This window comes from Chryseobacterium sp. S90, from assembly GCF_047444895.1.
Lineage (GTDB): Bacteria > Bacteroidota > Bacteroidia > Flavobacteriales > Weeksellaceae > Chryseobacterium.
The window spans coordinates 217572-237763 of sequence record NZ_JBLGCX010000001.1 but is presented as its reverse complement, the minus strand read 5'-3'; the positions used below and the strand labels follow the sequence as shown (position 1 = coordinate 237763).

Below are 20192 nucleotides of genomic sequence, written 5' to 3'. Positions count from 1 at the left end.
ACATATAAGTGAAAATCATATTTTTACTAAAACACACATATATTAATGAAATATTAAATAATAAAAACATATAATTAATTTATTGAAAATAATTTGCAATTGTAATATTATTATTCATATATTCGTGATGTAATAATCATATAAAATTATAGTTATGAAAAACTTAAAAAAATTAGACAGAAACGAATTAAAAGCTATTTCAGGTAACGGATTACTAGATCCAATCGGCGGACTTCTAGGTGGACTAGGAGGTGTTGTAGGTGGAGTAGTAGGCGGAGTAGGTACTATCGTTGGTGGCGTAGTTACTGGCGTAGGATCTACAGTAGGTGGTGTAGTTGGCGGTGTAAGCACTGTTGTAACTAACGCTTTATGCCAGACACAATGTGTTGTTAATGGTGTAATCCACATCAAATTACTTGAGTGCGGATCAACTTGCTAGTCAATAAGCATTACATGTAAAAAAATTTGAGGCTGTCTTATTAGACAGTCTCTTTTTTATTTTAAAAATTAAATAACTGGCCCATTTAATTTTAATCATTGTGTATTGCATGATCCTGTCAGACTGAGTCTTAAAGAACCTTTCTATTTATAACTTTTAAGATTTCAGCGGTTAAAATAACATCATGAGAGCTTCCTTCATGGAAGACAACTTTCTAACTTTTCTATTTTCAATTGATATCAAAAAGCATCAATCCAGATTATATCACATCTGCCTTATATTAGTTTTTAAGCTGGTTTTTATTATTTGTGATTCCAAATTTGCTGATAACTATCTGAAATTTTCCAATATGTGCAGTTATACTTTTAAAATTTTAAGTATTTGCTATAGAAAAAACAACAAAATGAAAAAAAAAATTACTGTTCCATAAATTTTTTTTCTAGTTTTTAGCTTCCATTACTATAAAATTAATCTGTAAAAATGAACATCATCACATGATAAAATTCATGTGCTAACTACCTATAATAGAACACTATTTGGTGTCTAAAATTATTTATTTTACGTGATTAAAAATAATCACATATTATTGAATTACGGCATAAAATCCTTTGTATAAAGGATTTAACATAATAAAAAAATCACCATTTATTAGAGTTAACATTATTTTTTTTCTATACTTTTGAAATCTAATCTTTAACATTTTAACCATGAAAAAAGAAAATCAAAATTCTAAAAAATCACTAGAATCCTTAAAAGGTAAAAAATTAGGTGATTTAAAAACTGTTTATGCAGGATTACAAAATCAACAAAATCAATTAGTGCTGGATGCTGAAATGGGCAACTGTATTACCCTTATTTATAATGGAGGTACAGCTGATGATTCATCTTGGGATCGTAAGTAATTACAGGCTAAAAATGGTCACCTCAATTGTATTGAGGTGACTTTTTTTGTCTTTTTTTGTAATTCCATAGAGAAAAAAGCCTTTAGAATAGGCAAATTTCATTCTCTATCACTTACTTCAAATAATTTTTTCAAATTATTATAGCATGATTTTAATTTTGTCTACCCCCAAAGATGATGATACAAATTGGGTAATGGAACACTTGTCAATTCTTGGTGAAAAGTATATAAGAATTAACGACCTGGATTTATTTACCGGAAAAACCAAAATGTATGTTGAATTACAGCCACATCCTAAATTGATTGTAGAAAATCATTTTTTTGGAAAAGTGGATATGTCAGAAATCAAATGTGTTTGGTTTAGGAAATTCGGATTTTTTAACAGGTATAAAGAAAATATAAAAACTGAAAAAAATATAGAATTATTAAATTATTTAGAATCAGAATATATCTCTACATTAAATATATTTTTTGAATTTTTAAAAGATAAAAAATGGCTTAATCATTATCAGAAACTGGAATCCATGACTAAAATAGGAACTTTAATGGCCGCTCATGAGATAGGCATTAAAATTCCTAAAACGTATATAACGAACAATTCGGATAACTTAAACTATGACCAGCCGTATATTACTAAATCTATAAATGAAGGATCGGTCATCGGTATTGATGATAAAGCTTTCTTTTTTTTCACCACTCAATTAAGCGAGAAAAGAATTAAAAGCTATAAAAACTTCTTTCCGAGTTTATTTCAGGAAATGATCAACAAAGAATATGAACTTAGGATCTTCCACCTGAACGGAAAGAATTACAGTATGGCTATATTTTCTCAAAATGATGCCCAGACAAAAACAGATTACAGACAAGTCAACTATGAGAGTCCTAACAGATATGTATCTTATATTCTCCCGGATTCTGTGGATAAAAAAATATCTGCTCTGATGAAAAAAATAGGATTGAATACGGGCTCTGTAGACATGATAAAAGCTGATGACGGCGAATATTATTTTTTGGAAGTAAATCCTTCCGGGCAGTTCAGAATGACTTCTTTACCATGTAATTACAATCTTCATTATGAAGTCGCTCATTGTCTAAAAACTATGAACACATGAAAAAAAGTTTAATACAAGAATTAAAGCATAATAAGGAATTGTTTCCTGTTGTTTTTTCACATATTTTTCCTTTTCCAGATACTAAAAAGGCAAGAAGGAATAATCTGAGTAGACAAGTCACAACATCCATTCATCAATCGGAAATACACTGTTTAAGAATATACAAAGATGGGATCAATTTATATACAGAGCAATAAAGACAAATATGTCAACTTCTTTTCCTGTTGTATATTGGTAAGAGGTTTTGAAAGAAGTACAATATATGATATCCAAAGAGAAACTATAGAATTCATACCTAATACCTTAATAGATTTTGTTGAAGATATAAAAGGGAGAAAAGTTAGCGATGTTTTGGAAGAATATAAATTCAATAAGATAGCCAAAGAATATCTGATTTTTTTAGAAAAAAAGGAATTTATTTTTTATTCCAGCAACCCATCTTTTCCTGAGTTATCTGATATCAGTATCAATGAGGATACCTCAGAAATTCTTTTTGCAACAGTTGTTTTATCACAGCATATTTATGATAATATGGACACGTTTGCGGAAAATATTCAGCAATTGGGAATCAGAAGACTGCACCTTCATATAGATAATGAAAGCTGTATGGAACAGCTACTGGAGATATTGTCAGCCCTGGAATATTCTAGGGTTGTTAATTTATCACTTTCTTTTCCCAACCAAAAAATAAATAACAGAGTGTATGATAATAAACGGATTACTTCTATTACGTTATTTAATTCTCCAAGAAAACGATCTGTAAAAAGTAATGATATTATTAAAAATTATATCACCTGTGATGATTCTAAATTATTTTTAACCCAATTTAATCTGTATGATATTGCCATAAGTATTAATGCGTATAATGTGGCAAAAAATTATAATTTAGCATTGTTCAAGACTATATTTATTGATGAAGACGGAAATATAAAACATAATTTTTCAGATAAAAACAGCTACGGAAATATCTTGGATAATTTTGAAGAAATAAAAACCAGTACTGTAAAAAAATTATCGAAATTATGGAATGTTAAAAGAGATGATATTGAGCCTTGTAATGTCTGTGAATTCAGATATTGCTGCACAACAACCTATATTCCGGAGAAAGCTAACATCGGATATAAAGTAAACTGCAATTATAATCCCTATACCGCAGAATTCAATTAAATGATAAATCCATCTTTATTATGAATTATAAAATTTTAATAAACCTAGTCCTCATTTTTCTATCCTCTAATTTTTTTGCCCAGAATTTCCGGATTGATTATCAACTTTCTTATAAAGAAGACTCTTTAAGCTCGGAAACAACGAATAAAAGCATGCTGCTTTTCGTTCAGGGAGGAAAGTCTAAGTTTCTGACTGAAAAACAATATCAGGTAGATTCACTTAGAAGTACAGGATTTAAAGGACCTGCGATAGGAGATAACAGCTTTTTAGTTATTAACGATGAAGAAAACTTAAGTTTTAAATATTATTTCTTTTTCAGAGATACATATAAAATAAAAGAATTGGTAAATCTAAACTGGGAACTTAAACCTGAGACCAAAAAAATAAGTACCTACCTATGTAGAAAAGCAATTTTAAAATATAAAGGAAGAACCTGGGAAGCATGGTATACTCAAGATGTACCCATTCAGGCTGGACCTTATATTTTTAGAAATTTACCCGGATTGATTATCGAGATGGCAGATTCTACCGGCTCTTATAAGTTTAATCTTTATTCTATAAAGAAAAAATCTGATACTTTAGATTTTGAGGATATGTACAAAGGAGCACTTACTGTTCCGCAAAAGCAGTTACAGAAAGTGTCTTTAGATTATTATAATGACCCTTTAAGAGAAATGAAATCAAGTAATGTGCAAGCAAAATTTATAGATGAAAAAGGAAAAGAGGTGAAGCCTGATTTCAGAGAAATGACCAAAACAATCCAGTCTCGTCTGAAAAAATACAATAATCCGATAGAGCTGACGGATGCTATAAAATATCCGAACTAATGCAGATTGAAATTAAACAAGTTTATAATATTATAATTTAATAGTTCAGCCACTCTTTTCAGAGTGGTTTTTTTATGCCTCAAAATGAGCGATTACTAAAATTAAATGATACACAATTCAAGAAATATTCAGCTAAATATTATTCATTTATGACAATGTATTTTACTTCATGCTCAACAACAATTCATGACACAAAAAGCATTATAAAATGACATGTTTTGACAGCATTCGACAAGTTGTGACAATCAATTTATAATGTATAATTGTTTGTTTAGCAATAGCTTTGCAACATTAAATCACAGAAATATTTTTTTATACCAGATTTAGGATAAATAAAGAAATAAACTGATTAGAATTAAACATAAAACACAAATGATGAAAAAATATTTAACTATTGCATGCTCTGCAATTGCACCCTTTTTTTGGGGACAAGTTGGAATCGGAACCAGCTCTATAAATCCCAACATTATACTACAAGTAGAAAGTATTCCTTATTCCGGCAGTACATCAAACGGAGGAATTTTATTTCCAAGAATTGCACTTACTGCAGCCAACGTTTTTGCTCCGGTAACCGGAACCCCAGTAACCGGATTGATGGTTTATAATACATCTACAAGCGGAACAGGAATCAATGCAGTTACTCCAGGACTTTATTTTTGGGATAATACGAAATCTCTCTGGTACAGAATGGCCCAGAAAGATGCTGATGATACTGCGCTATTTTCTAACCAGGACATTAATACAGATTTAAATGATGGTGTAAACTATGCCGATCTTTTCGCCAATATAAGATTCAATAATGACATCACTCTTTATGAAAAAGTAAACAATACCACGTTGAAAATTAATGAAGTAGGATATTATAAAGTTATACTAAACCTGGATCTTACCAACAGAGACGGAACTAATGACAATTTTGGAATTAAAGTATTGGTAAATAATGCTACTAATATTGTTACTGACCAGTTTTATATTCCTGGGAGAGGTACCGAAAATGCTTCAGTAGGTAAATCAGTGGTCTATTATATTCCTATTAATACCGTAGGAAGTACATTAAGGTTTCAGGCATATGAAATAGACCCAGGGACTGAGGTTTACTTTAAGAATCCAAACACATCAACTATTTCTATACAAAGACTAAGATAATTATGAAAGCAATCTATATAGGCATTTTTAGTGCATTATTATGTCCAATTTCAGGCTATAGTCAGGTTGGGATAAATACTCCAACAGCTAATGACGGTGTAACTCTTCAGTTGGAGTCAACAAACAAAGGAGTATTATTTCCAAGAATTGCATTAGTTTCACGTACATCAACAAGCCCTTTAGCGGCAAGTATTCCTACCGGAACTATGGTTTTTAATACAGCAACTACAGGAGTTTTTCCCAATACCATCACACAAGGGCTGCACTGGTGGAGCGCTGAAGAGCAGCAGTGGACCAGCCTTAATACCAATATTGAAAATGCAATTGTAAAGTACACCAATTCCGAGGTGAGTACCAATTATAATACGACTACATGGCAAAACGCCAAGTTATTTGGAAACAAAATTTTTAATGAAAGTACTACCATATATGCAGTCAATACCTCAAACCAGACCATAACGATAGGAAAATCAGGATTATATTCTATTTCTGCACTGTTATCTTTTAATAAACTTGATGGTGGAGATGATGGAAGGATTGCGTTAAGTGCCAGAGTATACCTCAATAATGTAGCGGTAGGGACCGAACAAGCTATTAACTCTGATTACACTGCAGGAGTTGATAATGGTTATGGCTTTTTCTCACATTCATTCACAGAATATCTTGAACTTAATGATGGAGATGTCATTAGTATAAGACTTAAAAAAACTACCGGAACCTATTCAGGAAGTGACGGTTCTGCTGCAGTTCCGTTCAACCTTAATGGTCAATCCAGCATAGCAATTTCGCGCATACGCTAAAATAATCTCACAATCAAAAAACACAATGAAAAAAATATTTAACATAATTCTATTGCTTTCCGGCAGTAGCCTTTCATTCGGGCAGGTGGGTATAGGTACTGCCAATCCTGTTTCTTCATCAATTTTAGATGTAACATCTTCTAATAAAGGAGTTTTAATTCCAAGGGTTGCCTTGCTGGCAACTAATAATACCTCTCCATTATCAGCAAATATTCCTGATGGAACAATGGTTTTTAATACAGGAAAGTCGGGGACAGGTACAACTGCTGTTATTCCTGGAGTTTATATCTGGATCAATAATAGATGGATTATTCCGGCTGCAGTAGGTACAACAATCAATACAAAGGCTGCAAAATTCAATAATCTTTCATCAAGTACTACGAATTTTAATCCAAATCTTGTAAGTACTCCTGTAAACATTGATATTTTCAGCTCTACAGCATTTAATGATGACCCTGTAGTTATTGAGAAGCTGAATAATTATCAGGTTCGTCTGAATGCTTCAGGGTTATATTTGGTGAGTGCCAATCTTGCATTAAGACAAAATCCTGCAGCTGAAGATTCTGAAGTTCAAGACTATATCCATTTCAATTTGGACGGAGTTCTTGCTTCTTCAAATATTTCTACTGTGGTTCCTCAGAATAACCCTTCAGATATTAATACCAGCGGAAGATTTGCATTTGGATCAATATCTTATATCTATGCCACAGCCGGACAAGTTTTAACATTACAATCTACCAGAGCTGCTAATGGTACTAACGGAACTGTAAACTTTGATGGAGTGAGCCTTTCCAGCGTGACGATTATTAAGCTTCAGTAAGCTATGATTCTTTAATTTCATTCCATGCAATTTTAATATATTTTTTAGTGGAGGATATCTTTGAATATTCTCCATTTTAATTTATAAGCTGTTATCAAGCCTTAAATAGATAATAGATCATTTCAGATTTGAAAAACCTAAAATATACACAATTTAACATAATATAAATTATAGGATTTTTATTATTGTTTGAAAGAGAGTATTAAACGCTTCAGAATCCCATATTCTTATCATTTCTCTTTCAAATATTCTTTAACCGTTTCTAGGAACTTTTCCTTGGTTATAAACCGATCCAGAAAATCTTCCAGGCTTCCTTCGTTTTCAATTTCCTGAAAATAAACTTCATGATCTGTACTGTACACTATAGGATTATCCTGGTCCGGATCAGTTGTACAGACAAAAAAATGATCAGGATAACCGTAAAAATAAAATAGACAAATAAATTCCATTTCAGAGCCTTCTACAATTTCTTTTATTTCATGTTCGTCTATAAGACCGTCCAATTCTTCGTAATCCTCTGTATCTTTCTTAAACGGCGTGAAAAACCAATCTCTGGGAAAATATTGTCCATACGGCAATTCATGGTCAGAAAAATAATGTTCTAATAAATTCTTGTAAAAGCCTTCCTGATCATTATGATATATGGTTTTATATTTTTCATAATACTCATCTATTCCGTAAACATCCCAATCTCTGTCATAAAGATGATGTCCAAATCTAATACTCCGCCAGTTCTCGGCAAAATTTTTGTCAATACTTACGGCATCTGTATTTCCTCCTAACTCTTTGATTTTATTTACAATACTCTCAGTCATATTCCTATAATTTATTTTCGGATATATATTATGTTAAATTGAAGTCGTAAAAAATTCACTCTAAGATCTTAAAATTACAAAATCTTGCCACATGACAGCTTTTATCATTATGAAACTCAATACCTTTATCCTAACCAAAAAATAAAATAATATGAAACCTAAAATGATCTGGGCCAACCTGGGCGTAGCCGACCTTGAACGCACACATAAATTTTACACAGAGCTGGGATTCAAACCCAATAACCCGCACTCTTCTAATGAATTGGTAAGCTTTTTTGCAGGTGAAAATGAGTTTATTATACATTTTTTCTTAAAAAATATCATAGAAAGAAACCTAAAAACAATGAAATTTGGAGATCCTCAAACTTCTAATGAGATCATCTTTACCCTTTCCGCAGCAAGTAAAGAACAGGTAGATGAATGGGCACTAGAGGTTAAAAATGCCGGTGGAACTATTGTTTCAGAACCTGAGAGTTTTGGAGAAAACTATTATGGATTTGTATTTGCAGACCCTGATGGGCACAAGTTTAATGTATTTTTTATGTAGACTTTACCTTATTTTCTCTATATTTGACATTCAACAGATACATATGAACCGCTCGAACTGTCTGCCTCCTCCGGCACCTTAATATTTTCAAATTAATTTGAAGTGTACTTGTGTTGTTAACTAATTAACAACAAGATTGTTTATGCTTCTAATTCTTACAAAAAATATTAATTCAAATCTTTACAGTTCATTCTCAATGAAAAAATCATATTTATTATTGCATCTGGCCGTAGTACTTGCCGGATTTACAGGAGTATTCGGAAAATTAATATCGCTTAACGAAGGGCTTTTAACCTGGTACAGAGTTCTGTTTTCCTGTATTATTTTATTTTTTATCCTGAAAATATTTAAAATTCCAAATACCACTTCAGGAAAAGAAAAACTGAAAATAGCACAGGCAGGACTTCTTATTACTTTACATTGGGTACTTTTCTATGCAAGTATCAAATATTCCAATATATCAATTGGAGTTGTATGCTATTGTCTCACCAGCTTTTTTACAGCTTTACTGAAGCCAGTCATTGACAAAGAAAAATTCCGGTTATCAGAATTGGGACTCAGCGCTTTAACACTTCTCGGAATCAGTCTCATCTTCCATTTCGATGCATCTTATCAATTGGGAATTATTCTAGGGGTATTCTCTTCTGCAGTTGCTGCGCTTTATACTATTTATAATGAACGTCTGGTTCAGCGTTTTGACAGTATTATTATCAACTATTATCAGATGCTTGCCGGTACTGTATGTCTTGGAGCAATTTTGCCCATATACCTCCTCTATTTCAAAGCAGATAGCATAGTTCCTGACTTAAAAGACACGGCTTATTTGGGGCTATTAGCACTTTTTTGTACTGTAGGACTTTATGTGATATTTGCAGAAGTTTTAAAGAAAATTCCAGCCTTTACGGTGAACTTAACTTTCAATCTGGAGCCGGTATATGCTATTATTATTGCCTTTTTATTTTTTGATGAAAGCAAAGAAGTTAATCTTTCGTTTTATATCGGATTGGCATTTATTATTGCGTCTGTAGTTTTGCAGACATTAATTTCACTGAAGAAAAACAAAATAATAAATGTATAGTTTAAATCATTTTATTTAAACAAAACCGGACACTCAAATTAACTTTAAGTGTCCGGTTTTATCTGTAATAAGCTGTAAAATATTATTTATTCACTCCTAAGTTGTTATATAACTGCACCTGCCATATTCCCACGACCTCCTTAAGCATGACAAAAGTAAATGCTGCGTTATAGCTGTTGGGAAAAGCCGTTATTTCAGTATCAATAAAATCTGATGCCTGCGGAATAGGTTTTAAGCCAAATATCTGAAACAGAGAAACAGATCTTTTCACATGAAAACCCGAAGTAACCAGATACACACTTGCAGGAGCCAGCTTCTTTATAATCGGACTTGAGAATTTTGCATTTTGATACGTATTCATGCTTTTATCTTCCTTAATAATATCAGAATCTGATACTCCCATTTTTTTAAAGTTTTCACTGAATAATTCTGCTTCACTTGTGTGGCCACTTCCCTTTCCGGAAATTACTATTTTACAAGGTGTATTATTTTTCTTGAATTCATGATACAACTGATAAGCTGTAACGATTCTGGAATAAGACATCGTATGCAGTTTTTCGGTATTGTTAACGTCTACAACTCCACCACCCAGGACAACAATAACCGGATTCTGAGCAGTTATATTCTTCACCTCCGAAGTATGGGTATAGCTATTCTGTAAATATCCTGAGATAAGTTTTCCCAGAAAACCATTCCCAATAAAGATGATGATTAAAACTACCAATATACCAATTCCTATTCTCAGATTTTTGCGTTTATTTTTTCTTTTCAGCAGAGCGATTATAACTATCGCGAGAAATAATAAGAAATAAGGTTCTGTAAAAAGCTGTAAAACACGAAATAAAAGGTCTAGTAAAAATTTCATCTATGATAATATTGATTAATGGATAGAAAACACAGGACTGCAAAGGTAGTTATTTTCAAGAGGACTGCTTTTCTCAGTGGTCAAACAGCCATCTCCTATTAAGAAAATACTATAAATGATGTTCTTTTTTCTGCTAATCATAACAGAATTTTTGCGTTTTCATACAGCCATGCAATGCATTGGAAGTAACAAATAGTTAAAATTATTGAAATATTTCGTTTAATTTATCTTTCTGTTTATACAATTATTTTATACATTTGCAGTCATTGAACAACACACTTTTTAGTGTGCTAATAAAAATGACAAATACCTACCCAAGTGAAAAAGCAGAAAAGCATCACCGTTTTTATGACCGTAATCCATATATTTTTGGACCGACATTTTTGTAAAGAAAAAAACAAAAACTCTTCCTTAAGTATAAAGAAACTATTTTAACTTTAGACAGAAAAAAACCTTTAAGACTAAGAATCAGACTCAAAGTGGATCTGTACAGTATTTTATAAAAATATCGTTGGGAAGGAAAGAAATACAAATTTTTCCTTTGACAGATGATAACTTTCTCCTACAATACCATTCTCATAACAACATATATTTCGGCCGCCTTTGGCGGCCGAAACTATTTCTACTCCACAATCTCATAATTTTATGAGACCAATTTTATCTACCTAAAATAAAGCACCTCATCACTTAAAAAGCTATGCCAAATTACCGGATTATAGTATTAAAAAATCTTGAACAGATTTAACATAAAAATTATATTGTCTCAACGCAATATAGATTTAAAAAAAATACATTTGTCTTGTAACTTTAACATAATCAATGAAATGTCAACAGTTCTCAAAACATTTGTAGCGTATCTCAAAAGGCCTGCTCTTTATCCTGAACTGGGCAGAAAAATCATTAAAAATACGGTAAGCAGAAGAAGTCCATTCAAAGGAAAAGCAAAAACAAATTCCTGGGCTGCATCCATAGCAGTTTCTCAAAAAACAGCAGTTTCCAGGCTTTTCTCCATGGATACTGATCATTTCAGAAATACCTATGCTGATATTCTGGAAATAGCAATTACAAAAGAAGCACAATGCCCTATTACAATGGGCGGTCCTGGCGCACTGGAGCTAATTTATTATGCCTGTGAATATACAAAAGCTCAAAATGTACTTGAAACCGGAGTAGCTTACGGATGGTCTTCTTTAGCCATATTGCTTTCACTTCAAAAGAGAAACGGAACACTGTACAGCTCAGATATGCCTTATCTTGCTCAGGATGGTGATGAGTATGTAGGATATGTTGTTCCTGAAGACCTTAAAAAATATTGGCAGCTATTCCGTTTTGCAGATAGAGAATCTTTACCGAAAATTTTCAAACAGGTTTCTTCTTTTGATGTTTTTCATTATGATTCTGATAAAAGCTACCACGGAAGAATGTGGGCTTACCAACAGATTTATAAAAGATTGAAATCCGGTGCAGTTTTTATCAGTGATGATATTGGCGACAATTCTGCCTATCAGGATTTCTGTGCTAAAAAAAATATTAACACTACTGTTGTAGAATATAGCGGAAAATACATCGGCATTTTTATAAAACAATAATTGCCCCACTCATCACGCAAATATCACAGATTAATAATACACTTCAAAAATCCGCTTAATCACCAAATATGCGGAAAACGATTCACACCGCTTCATCAGGCAAATTCACTTGCCCACTCTTTGCTCCCTAAAATGAAGCACCTCATCAGATAAAACTTTGCGTTAAATAAAAATCAAAATCAGGATGAGTCTATATATTAAACCATTAAGAATATATTAAGCTGTTAACTATAATTCATAGCTCACTACCTGTTTTTCCAGAATAATCTGATTTTTTCTGACCGTCACCAACACCTTATCTCCCGGCTCAAAACCACAATCCTGCAGCCACTTCCCTGCCATTCTGATCTCCGGAAAGAAAACTATTCTGCGATAGGCTCTCTCAAATCCTTTATGGAAAACCGTAAGGTTACGATAGGTAATTATTTTATATTTACCCCGAATACTAATCATCTTTTTCATCTTTGTATTTTTCAGCAAATCAAGAAATAATTACGGGGATATTATAGTTAGGAGAGGTATTTTTTATTCAGAAAGAGGAATATTTTAGAATATCATTTATTTTAAAAAGGAGCATTATTTTTTTGTTCTAAAGCTTTATATTTGTTATTATGATTGACACAGATATGCAAAATAAAAAAATACACCAAGGTAGAAATATAAAGCGTTTCCGCGAAATGCTGGGCATCAAACAGGAAGCATTGGCTTTTGAACTAGGTGATGAATGGAACCAGAAGAAAGTTTCCCTTTTAGAGCAAAAAGAAACCGTAGAATCTGATATTCTGACACAGATAGCTCAAATCTTGAAAGTTCCCGCGGAAGCCATTGAGAATTTTGATGAGGAACAAGCGGTGAATATTATTTCTAATACTTTCACAAGTAATGATACATCAACTTTAAATGCAATAAATGTACAGCCTACTTTCAATCCTCTTGATAAAATGGTGGAGCTTTATGAGCGTATGCTGGAGCAGCAGAGGGAAATGATTGAGAAGTTGGAGAGGCTGATTGAAAAGAAATAATATCAAAAACGCTTTTACAGAAACTAATAATAATGAATCGTATAATTTTAATTGGGAATGGTTTTGACCTTGCTCACGGGATGTCAACAAGTTATGGAGCTTTTATTAATGATTATTGGGGAAATAAAAGAAAAGAGGTTTTAGACAAAAAATATTATGGTAAGACCTATCAAGATGATAATATTATAATTAAACGAGTTCCATCACTCTTATACAACGAAGCAGCTAAAGGAGAATCCGAGTATAAAAGTTTTTTAACAAGTTTAAGATTTAATAAGAGTTACATAGAATATCAAAATAAATTTCTAGAAATTTTAACAGAAAAAAATTATTCTCTTAATTGGGTTGATATTGAAAAGGAATATTATTCACTATTAAAAAAGAGTTATAAAGAATTATCTGCACGAAGATATGATATAAGTGACCTGAATAAACATTTCCAAGTTATTGAATCTTTATTAGAAGAATATCTTACAATAATTCAAACAGAATTTAATAAGAGTTTTGCTAGTACTGATGATGAGATATGCTTAAAAAGATCAATACATGAAGTAATATATTCCGACTTTAATTTTAGAGATTTTTCAGAGTTATCTATTAATCATTTAACAGAAGAAATTTTTCAGAATGTTTACCCAAATATTAAAGATTTGGATTCAAATAGAATTCACATTCAAGAACTAGATTTATCAGATCGAGAAAAGAGATTATATAAAGCATTAAGCAGTTTAGATGATAAAGCGACTAAAACAAAAATCAAAAAACTACTAAAATCTGAAGCATCAGCAAATTACTTTCGATATCGACCGGATGAAGTTTTATTCTTAAACTTTAATTATACATCAACAGAGATTCACTATCATACTCCTCCAATTGATAAAGAATTTGAAAATGATATAGCAATTGATGTAATACATATACATGGGATTTTAAATAATAAAATGGATAATAAAATAATCTTTGGTTTTGGAGATGAGATAGATAAAGATTACTTAGAAATTGAAGATCTTGATGACAATGAATATCTACAAAATATTAAGTCAATGAAATATCTTGAAAGTGATTCTTATAAACGACTACTGGATTTTATAAATTCAAATAATTATCAAGTTTTCATATTTGGTCATTCTTGTGGAATTTCAGATAGGACTTTACTTAACACTCTCTTTGAACACAAAAACTGTAGTTCTGTTAAACCTTACTATCGTCAAAAAAATGATGGGACTGATAACTATAGCGAAATGATAAGAAATATTTCTAGAAATTTCACAGATAAAGCATCGATGAGAGACAAAGTAGTCAATAAAAAATTTACAAAAGCATTATTTACATAACAAAATGGAGAGCATTCAGTTCTCCATTTTTCTTTTAATAATCACAATTACACAGACTTCAATAAAATTTCTTCAAAAAAAACTTGCGTAGCTAAATAACTACACATATATTTGTAGTCAAATAACTACACGATGAATTTAAGAAGAGATGTTTTTCAGGCAATAGCGGATCCTACAAGACGATCTATATTGATGTTGGTGGCGGCACAGTCGATGACAGCGGGAGCCATTGCTTCTAATTTTGATACGGCGAGACCTACCGTTTCAAAGCATCTCCAGATCCTTACAGAATGCGAACTGCTAAGATCTGAACAAAACGGCCGCGAAATAATCTATCACCTAAATCCCAATAAAATGAAAGAAATAGCCGATTTTATAGAACCCTTCCGCAAAATGTGGGACGAGAAATTCAATAAGCTGGAAAGTGTAATGAAAGCGTATCAAAGCAATAGTGATAAGAGATAAAGAGATAATGGACGGAGAGATGAGAGACAATGGACGTCAAAGTTTAAACTATAAATATCAATAGTGAATATTGCTTTGCAAGTGAATCATCAATTACCTTTGAAAGGATAACAACGTTGAACATTAAACTTTAAACCTTGAACGATTGTATTCTCAAACTCTAGAACTCTCCCACTCTAATACTCAGAAAACCCTCAACACCAAAACTCAAAATATGGAACTTAAAACAAAAATCCACGCAGAAGACGGAAAACAGGAAATTTTCATCACCAGAGAATTTGATCTTCCGGTAGAACTCCTTTTCAAAGCGTATACGGAAGCTGAACTCTTTGAACAATGGATGGGCACCAAAGTGACAAAATTTGAAAACAAACAACACGGAAGTTATCGCTTTGAAACCTCCAACCCACAAGGTGACGTAGTTTTCAGCGCCAATGGAACCATTCACGAAGTGACAGATAATGAGAAAATTATAAGAACTTTTCAGATGGAAAACACTCCTTTTCCTGTTCAGATGGAGTTTTTAGAATTTGAAAAAATAACGGATACCACCAGCAAAATCACAATCCAGACGATCTATAAATCCGTAGATTTCAGAGACCAGATGCTGAAATTACCTTTCGCCCAGGGAATCAATATGGCGCATAATCGTTTGCAGGAAATGTTTAAGAGAGAAAATAGATAATAGACGAAGAGAGAGACAATGAACACCAAAGTTCAAATTGTGAATATTAATAGTAAATTTTGCTTTGCAAGTGACTCGTCAAAAAGAGAAAATAGATAATAGACGAAGAGATGAGAGATAGTGAACACCAAAGCTCAAATTATGAATGTTAATAGTAAATTTTGCTTTGCAAGTGACTCGTCAATTTCCCTTGAAAGGATAACAACCCTGAACATTAAACTTTAAACCTTGAACGTTTATATTCTCAAACTCTAGAACACTCCCACTCTAATACTCTCAAACCCTCAAACCCAAAACACATGAATCCAAAAGTCAATTTCTTCTTTGATAAAAGCCAGCAATGGCACAAAGAATTTGAAAAATTAAGAACAATAGCCCTAAGCACCGAACTTGTAGAAGATTTAAAATGGGGATGCCCATGTTATACCTATGAAGGGAAAAATATTTTCCTGATCCACGGTTTTAAAGAATATTGTGCGATTCTCTTCTTTAAAGGCGCTTTGATGAAAGACCCGGACCAGATTCTGATCCAGCAGTCTAAAAATGTACAGGCTGCAAGACAGGTGCGCTTTACAGACGTAGAGCAAATCAATGATTTGGAAGATGTTCTTCTCAACTATATGTTTGAGGCCGTTGAGATTGAAGAATCAGGTGCTAAAGTTGAGATGAAGAAAACTAAAGAATTTGATATGGCTGAAGAGTTTCAGAACAAACTGGATCAGGATCCGGCATTGCAGGAAGCTTTTAAGGCATTAACTCCGGGAAGACAAAGAGCTTACCTACTCCACTTTTCCTCTGCCAAACAGTCCAAAACCCGGGAAGCCCGCATTGAAAAATGCATTCCACAAATCATGGACGGAATAGGATTAAACGATTCACTATAAAAAATAAATCATGAACACACCACAACAATCACAAAAAAGAACAAAGATCATCTATTGGGTATTCACGCTTTGGATGGCTCTGGGAATGGTTTCCACAGCAATTGTGCAGCTGATGAAAAGCAAAGATGAACTGCTCAATTTCACCAATTTGGGTTATCCTTCTTACCTGATGACCATTATCGGAACATGGAAAATATTGGGCGTTATTGCCATCCTGATTCCCAAACGTCTGTTGCTAAAAGAATGGGCTTATGCAGGATTTTTCTTCGTGATGTCAGGCGCTGTAATTTCCCATCTTATTGTAGGTGATACAGCAGGAAGAACTTTTCCGGCAGTATTATTATTGGTATTGGTCATTATTTCCTGGTATTTCAGACCTGCAGACAGAAAAATCACTATAATTGATTAATCATTTTAAAAAAGAAAGAAATTTTATCGCAGATAAAATCCTTGCGCCTTAAAAAAACTCTTATTTGTAAAAATTGCGCCTTTGCGATGACCCAACACTACCAACCAATTCAATCAATAATAAAACAAAATTTGACATGAAAAAGAAACTGACACCAGAACAAATCAACGAACTTTTACAAACATTAAAAGCCCGTTTTGAAAAAAACATGAATCGTCATAAGGATCTGAAATGGGAAAAAATCCAGCAAAAACTGGAAGCCGATCCCGAAAAAATCTGGTCTTTACACGAAATGGAAACTACAGAAGGTGAACCCGACATCGTAGATTACAATAAAAAAACAGACGAGTACTCTTTCGTAGACTGTTCCCCGGAAAGCCCAAAACGTAGAAGCCTTTGCTATGATTATCCAGCCTGGGATGCCAGAAAAGCCAACAAACCGGAAAGCAACGTCATCGACAAAGCCAAAGAAATGGGTATTGAACTTTTAACAGAGGAACAATACCGCAGTCTTCAGGAACTTGGAAAGTTTGATCAAAAGACCTCAAGCTGGATAAAAACGCCATCACAGGTAAGAGAACTCGGAGGTGCCCTTTTCTGTGACAGACGATATAATACTGTATTTACTTACCACAATGGTGCAGATTCTTATTATGCAGCAAGAGGATTTAGAGGAATCCTAAAAATATAGGAGAATTATCTTTATCAGAATACATTAGGAATCTCTCAACCAGGGAGATTCCACACTCCAGAAAATAATTTTCACACCAAGATAATTTTCAGCATATTCTACAAATTCTTCTTTGGTAAAAGGCTTTTTAGTTTTTGGATTTGTATAAGTGAGAGTCGGCTCCTGAACTGCCATGGCGACTAAAGGCAGCTTTCCCTTGTATTGATTAAAGAAAGGATAAGAATTTTTCATTTGGCCTTTTTTATTCGGAACAATATCCGGCCCTCCCAGCCCTATATTATTTTTATAAGCAAAATCAAACAGCCTGGACATGTATTGATGGTCATTGTCCCATTCACAGGGAAAGAAATTGACATACTGCAGTACATTGGATTGATGGAAAGCATTTCTCGCAAACTTCAGATTTTCCAGTTCAGCCTGAAAATAGCGGTCACAGCTAAAACCGGTTTTATCTGCTTTCATTTCTATATCTATTGATGTTTCGGGAAGATTAATTCCTTGAATTTTACCATCAAACTTTTGTGCCAATGCTCCTATAAGCTTCTGAAATCTCTCCCGGACAGCAGGATTCCATTGCTGGGTAACCCATCCGCTTCCAACAGGTTTATTTTCCCCCGGATTATCATATTGAGGAACCAATCCTCCTGTATACTCTTTATCATTCAACACATAATCAGGAATATATCTGGCCTGTGGCTCAAAAAACCTGTCCTGAAGCTGAATAAATAGCTTTCTATTGATGGAAGTTAAATATTCCAGATCCTTTTCAATCACAGAAAAATCATACACATCTTTTGAGGTTTCCAAAGCTCTCCAGTTATAAACAATCTGTACTCCTCCGATATCCTGACGGGTAATTATTTTTTCTATTTTCCTAAGATCCCCTGATGAAGTGTAAATATAATTCTGAGGCGTCTGCCCTGATATAAAATGCAGACCAAGCATCAGCAATCCCAGTCCCAGCGCTTTAGCAATCTTTTTCATTAAAATCAATTTTGCATAGTCAATCATTTTCCGTGCCTAAAAACATCAGACATTTTTAAGAGCATTAAAAAAAGTATTTTATCATGATCAATATTATTAAAATACAAGTAGTATTGTTATTTTTGGAATTCAAAATTTAATTGTATCAATTTTGGGTATGAAAAAAATATTTCTTTTTATCTCTGTACTCCTATCTACAGTATTCTACACACAAAAATGCATGGACTTACAGCAAAGTATAAATTCTAATGGTCATTTCAATATATCTTTTACAGAAAAACTCTTTGATAATTTCTCTGAAACCATTCCCGAAGTAATCAATATAGAAGAAAATAGTCAGGATAATCTTAAGTTATTTCAAAATAAATTCCCAGACATATATGATGGCAAATGTTTAAAAATAAATATAAAAGGAGAATCAAAAGATTTTTTTTTCTGCGACAAAGATCAAAGAGACCAAATTCCCAAAGACCGTCATAGCACTTTAGGAAAATTTAAACTTGTTTCAATAATAGACAACTTTTATTTTTTTAAGTATTCTGGATTTGAAATCAGTGGTTACCAAATGTATAATGCAAAGGATCGTTTATTCTATTTTTTTGGAAGTAAGCCTATAATTTCGCAAGATAAAAAAATCATTTATTCTTATAATAATGATTACTATGCTTTTGAATTAAATATCTTAAATTTAGATAACTATAATGAATTAACCTATCGTCTAATTGGGGATTTTGATATCAAAGATCTTAAACTCACACAATTAAAAAACACTGACCGTTATTCTATAATAATGAATCTGATACAAAAATTTATAAGCAGAGATCAGGAGAATAACATTACAGGAACACAGTACTGTGATAGAAAAATAAAAATTAATTAAACATACCAAACAATATTTTTAATTAATATTTTTCCTTAAAATTTATTTTCTGAAATATTAATTTTCATCATAAAATCATTATCTCTTCATATCCTATTTTTAATATACAAATACTATTATTATTTTAGCAGAATAGAAATTTGATTTTTAACAATTAAGGATATGAAAAAATTAATCTTATTGGGTGCTGTATCAGCTTTTTTAATCAACTGTAATAAGAAAACTGAAGCTCCGGCTCCCAAGGCAGTGGCAGATACTATCGCTGTTGAAGAACCTGTAATAGATACTCTTGGACCAAAATCGTTCTGCTATATCGGGGTGACAGGAAAAGACAGTGTTTTTGCTTCCATTGATGACAATTTAGGAACTATCACCGGAAAATTATCTTATAAAAACAGTGAGAAAGACAGTTCAACAGGAGATGTAACTGGTTTCAAATCCGGAGATACCCTGAAACTGACTTACGAATTTGCTTCTGAAGGTAAAAAAAGCAAAAGAGATATTTACTTCATCCAGAAAGATAATGCTTTGACAGAAGGAATTGGAGATCATAAAGAGGAAGACGGACAGTCTAAATATGCGGATGAGAAAAAAATCAGCTATAAAGACGGACAGAAGCTAAACACCGCAGACTGTAAAGTAGTGAGCGAAGCTTTAAAGAAATAATACATTATTATAAAACAAAAAGAGGCTGTCTCAAAAGTCCAATAGCGGCCTTTTGTCATTCTGACG

General features: G+C 32.6%; 24 protein-coding genes. 20 read left to right on the top strand and 4 right to left on the bottom strand.

Annotated features, from left to right (window positions below; translation table 11 throughout):
* Positions 1 to 154: 154 nt before the first annotated feature.
* The 8 genes from ACLMCG_RS01195 (at position 155) to ACLMCG_RS01160 (ending at position 7212) form a co-directional block, all read left to right on the top strand.
* Positions 155 to 439: a bacteriocin-like protein gene (locus tag ACLMCG_RS01195; protein ID WP_002979306.1), complete on the top strand. Its 285-nt coding sequence runs from the start codon at positions 155 to 157 to the stop codon at positions 437 to 439.
* A gap of 707 nt (positions 440 to 1146) precedes the next feature.
* Positions 1147 to 1341 (top strand): hypothetical protein, encoded by a 195-nt coding sequence (locus ACLMCG_RS01190; protein ID WP_223600701.1) that lies wholly within the window; start codon positions 1147 to 1149, stop codon positions 1339 to 1341.
* 145 nt (positions 1342 to 1486) lie between these two features.
* Positions 1487 to 2452: a grasp-with-spasm system ATP-grasp peptide maturase gene (gene gwsG, locus ACLMCG_RS01185; protein ID WP_413958465.1), complete on the top strand. Its 966-nt coding sequence runs from the start codon at positions 1487 to 1489 to the stop codon at positions 2450 to 2452.
* 168 nt (positions 2453 to 2620) lie between these two features.
* Positions 2621 to 3619, top strand: coding sequence for a hypothetical protein (locus tag ACLMCG_RS01180; RefSeq protein WP_413958464.1), 999 nt, complete (start codon positions 2621 to 2623; stop codon positions 3617 to 3619).
* Positions 3620 to 3639: 20 nt separating this feature from the next.
* Entirely contained in the window at positions 3640 to 4446 is an 807-nt protein-coding gene (locus tag ACLMCG_RS01175; RefSeq protein WP_413958463.1) for a GLPGLI family protein, read from the top strand.
* A 375-nt stretch (positions 4447 to 4821) separates the two neighbouring features.
* Entirely contained in the window at positions 4822 to 5592 is a 771-nt protein-coding gene (locus ACLMCG_RS01170) for a hypothetical protein (protein WP_413958462.1), read from the top strand.
* 2 nt (positions 5593 to 5594) lie between these two features.
* Positions 5595 to 6392: a hypothetical protein gene (locus ACLMCG_RS01165; protein ID WP_413958461.1), complete on the top strand. Its 798-nt coding sequence runs from the start codon at positions 5595 to 5597 to the stop codon at positions 6390 to 6392.
* A 25-nt stretch (positions 6393 to 6417) separates the two neighbouring features.
* The gene (locus tag ACLMCG_RS01160) at positions 6418 to 7212 is read left to right on the top strand and encodes a hypothetical protein (RefSeq protein ID WP_223600707.1); all 795 of its coding nucleotides are present in this window, start codon (positions 6418 to 6420) and stop codon (positions 7210 to 7212) included.
* Between the two features lie 230 nt (positions 7213 to 7442).
* Here ACLMCG_RS01160 and ACLMCG_RS01155 read toward each other — a convergent pair whose 3' ends face one another.
* Positions 7443 to 8027 carry a hypothetical protein gene (locus ACLMCG_RS01155; RefSeq protein ID WP_413958460.1) on the bottom strand — a complete coding sequence of 195 codons (585 nt, stop codon included), beginning with the start codon at positions 8025 to 8027 and terminating at the stop codon, positions 7443 to 7445.
* A gap of 151 nt (positions 8028 to 8178) precedes the next feature.
* On the opposite strand from ACLMCG_RS01155, the gene ACLMCG_RS01150 reads away from it, so the two are divergent.
* Positions 8179 to 8574: a VOC family protein gene (locus ACLMCG_RS01150; protein ID WP_413958459.1), complete on the top strand. Its 396-nt coding sequence runs from the start codon at positions 8179 to 8181 to the stop codon at positions 8572 to 8574.
* A 196-nt stretch (positions 8575 to 8770) separates the two neighbouring features.
* On the top strand, positions 8771 to 9652 hold the full coding sequence (locus ACLMCG_RS01145) for a DMT family transporter (RefSeq protein WP_413958458.1): 882 nt from the start codon (positions 8771 to 8773) through the stop codon (positions 9650 to 9652).
* Positions 9653 to 9734: 82 nt separating this feature from the next.
* On the opposite strand, the gene ACLMCG_RS01140 is transcribed toward ACLMCG_RS01145, so the two are convergent.
* Positions 9735 to 10517: a YdcF family protein gene (locus ACLMCG_RS01140; protein ID WP_413958457.1), complete on the bottom strand. Its 783-nt coding sequence runs from the start codon at positions 10515 to 10517 to the stop codon at positions 9735 to 9737.
* Positions 10518 to 11341: 824 nt separating this feature from the next.
* On the opposite strand from ACLMCG_RS01140, the gene ACLMCG_RS01135 reads away from it, so the two are divergent.
* Positions 11342 to 12106, top strand: coding sequence for an O-methyltransferase (locus ACLMCG_RS01135; RefSeq protein ID WP_413958456.1), 765 nt, complete (start codon positions 11342 to 11344; stop codon positions 12104 to 12106).
* A 228-nt stretch (positions 12107 to 12334) separates the two neighbouring features.
* Here the strand turns inward: ACLMCG_RS01135 and ACLMCG_RS01130 are convergent, their stop codons facing one another.
* A complete protein-coding gene (locus tag ACLMCG_RS01130; RefSeq protein ID WP_413958455.1) occupies positions 12335 to 12568 on the bottom strand; it encodes a SymE family type I addiction module toxin in 234 nt (77 codons plus the stop codon).
* 149 nt (positions 12569 to 12717) lie between these two features.
* On the opposite strand from ACLMCG_RS01130, the gene ACLMCG_RS01125 reads away from it, so the two are divergent.
* From ACLMCG_RS01125 to ACLMCG_RS01095, 7 genes are all read left to right on the top strand, one after another.
* Positions 12718 to 13128: an XRE family transcriptional regulator gene (locus ACLMCG_RS01125; protein ID WP_413958454.1), complete on the top strand. Its 411-nt coding sequence runs from the start codon at positions 12718 to 12720 to the stop codon at positions 13126 to 13128.
* Between the two features lie 32 nt (positions 13129 to 13160).
* The gene (locus ACLMCG_RS01120) at positions 13161 to 14462 is read left to right on the top strand and encodes an AbiH family protein (protein ID WP_413958453.1); all 1302 of its coding nucleotides are present in this window, start codon (positions 13161 to 13163) and stop codon (positions 14460 to 14462) included.
* A 132-nt stretch (positions 14463 to 14594) separates the two neighbouring features.
* The gene (locus ACLMCG_RS01115) at positions 14595 to 14927 is read left to right on the top strand and encodes an ArsR/SmtB family transcription factor (protein WP_047423136.1); all 333 of its coding nucleotides are present in this window, start codon (positions 14595 to 14597) and stop codon (positions 14925 to 14927) included.
* A 214-nt stretch (positions 14928 to 15141) separates the two neighbouring features.
* A complete protein-coding gene (locus ACLMCG_RS01110; protein ID WP_413958452.1) occupies positions 15142 to 15612 on the top strand; it encodes an SRPBCC domain-containing protein in 471 nt (156 codons plus the stop codon).
* A 299-nt stretch (positions 15613 to 15911) separates the two neighbouring features.
* Positions 15912 to 16496 (top strand): YdeI/OmpD-associated family protein, encoded by a 585-nt coding sequence (locus ACLMCG_RS01105; protein WP_413958451.1) that lies wholly within the window; start codon positions 15912 to 15914, stop codon positions 16494 to 16496.
* 10 nt (positions 16497 to 16506) lie between these two features.
* Entirely contained in the window at positions 16507 to 16905 is a 399-nt protein-coding gene (locus ACLMCG_RS01100) for a DoxX family protein (RefSeq protein ID WP_413958450.1), read from the top strand.
* 136 nt (positions 16906 to 17041) lie between these two features.
* On the top strand, positions 17042 to 17596 hold the full coding sequence (locus tag ACLMCG_RS01095; RefSeq protein ID WP_413958449.1) for a DUF4256 domain-containing protein: 555 nt from the start codon (positions 17042 to 17044) through the stop codon (positions 17594 to 17596).
* Positions 17597 to 17620: 24 nt separating this feature from the next.
* Here the strand turns inward: ACLMCG_RS01095 and ACLMCG_RS01090 are convergent, their stop codons facing one another.
* Positions 17621 to 18580, bottom strand: coding sequence for a hypothetical protein (locus tag ACLMCG_RS01090; protein WP_413958448.1), 960 nt, complete (start codon positions 18578 to 18580; stop codon positions 17621 to 17623).
* Positions 18581 to 18800: 220 nt separating this feature from the next.
* Between ACLMCG_RS01090 and ACLMCG_RS01085 the strand changes: the two genes are divergently transcribed.
* On the top strand, positions 18801 to 19460 hold the full coding sequence (locus tag ACLMCG_RS01085) for a hypothetical protein (RefSeq protein ID WP_413958447.1): 660 nt from the start codon (positions 18801 to 18803) through the stop codon (positions 19458 to 19460).
* Positions 19461 to 19622: 162 nt separating this feature from the next.
* Positions 19623 to 20126 (top strand): hypothetical protein, encoded by a 504-nt coding sequence (locus tag ACLMCG_RS01080; protein WP_413958446.1) that lies wholly within the window; start codon positions 19623 to 19625, stop codon positions 20124 to 20126.
* Positions 20127 to 20192: the final 66 nt, after the last annotated feature.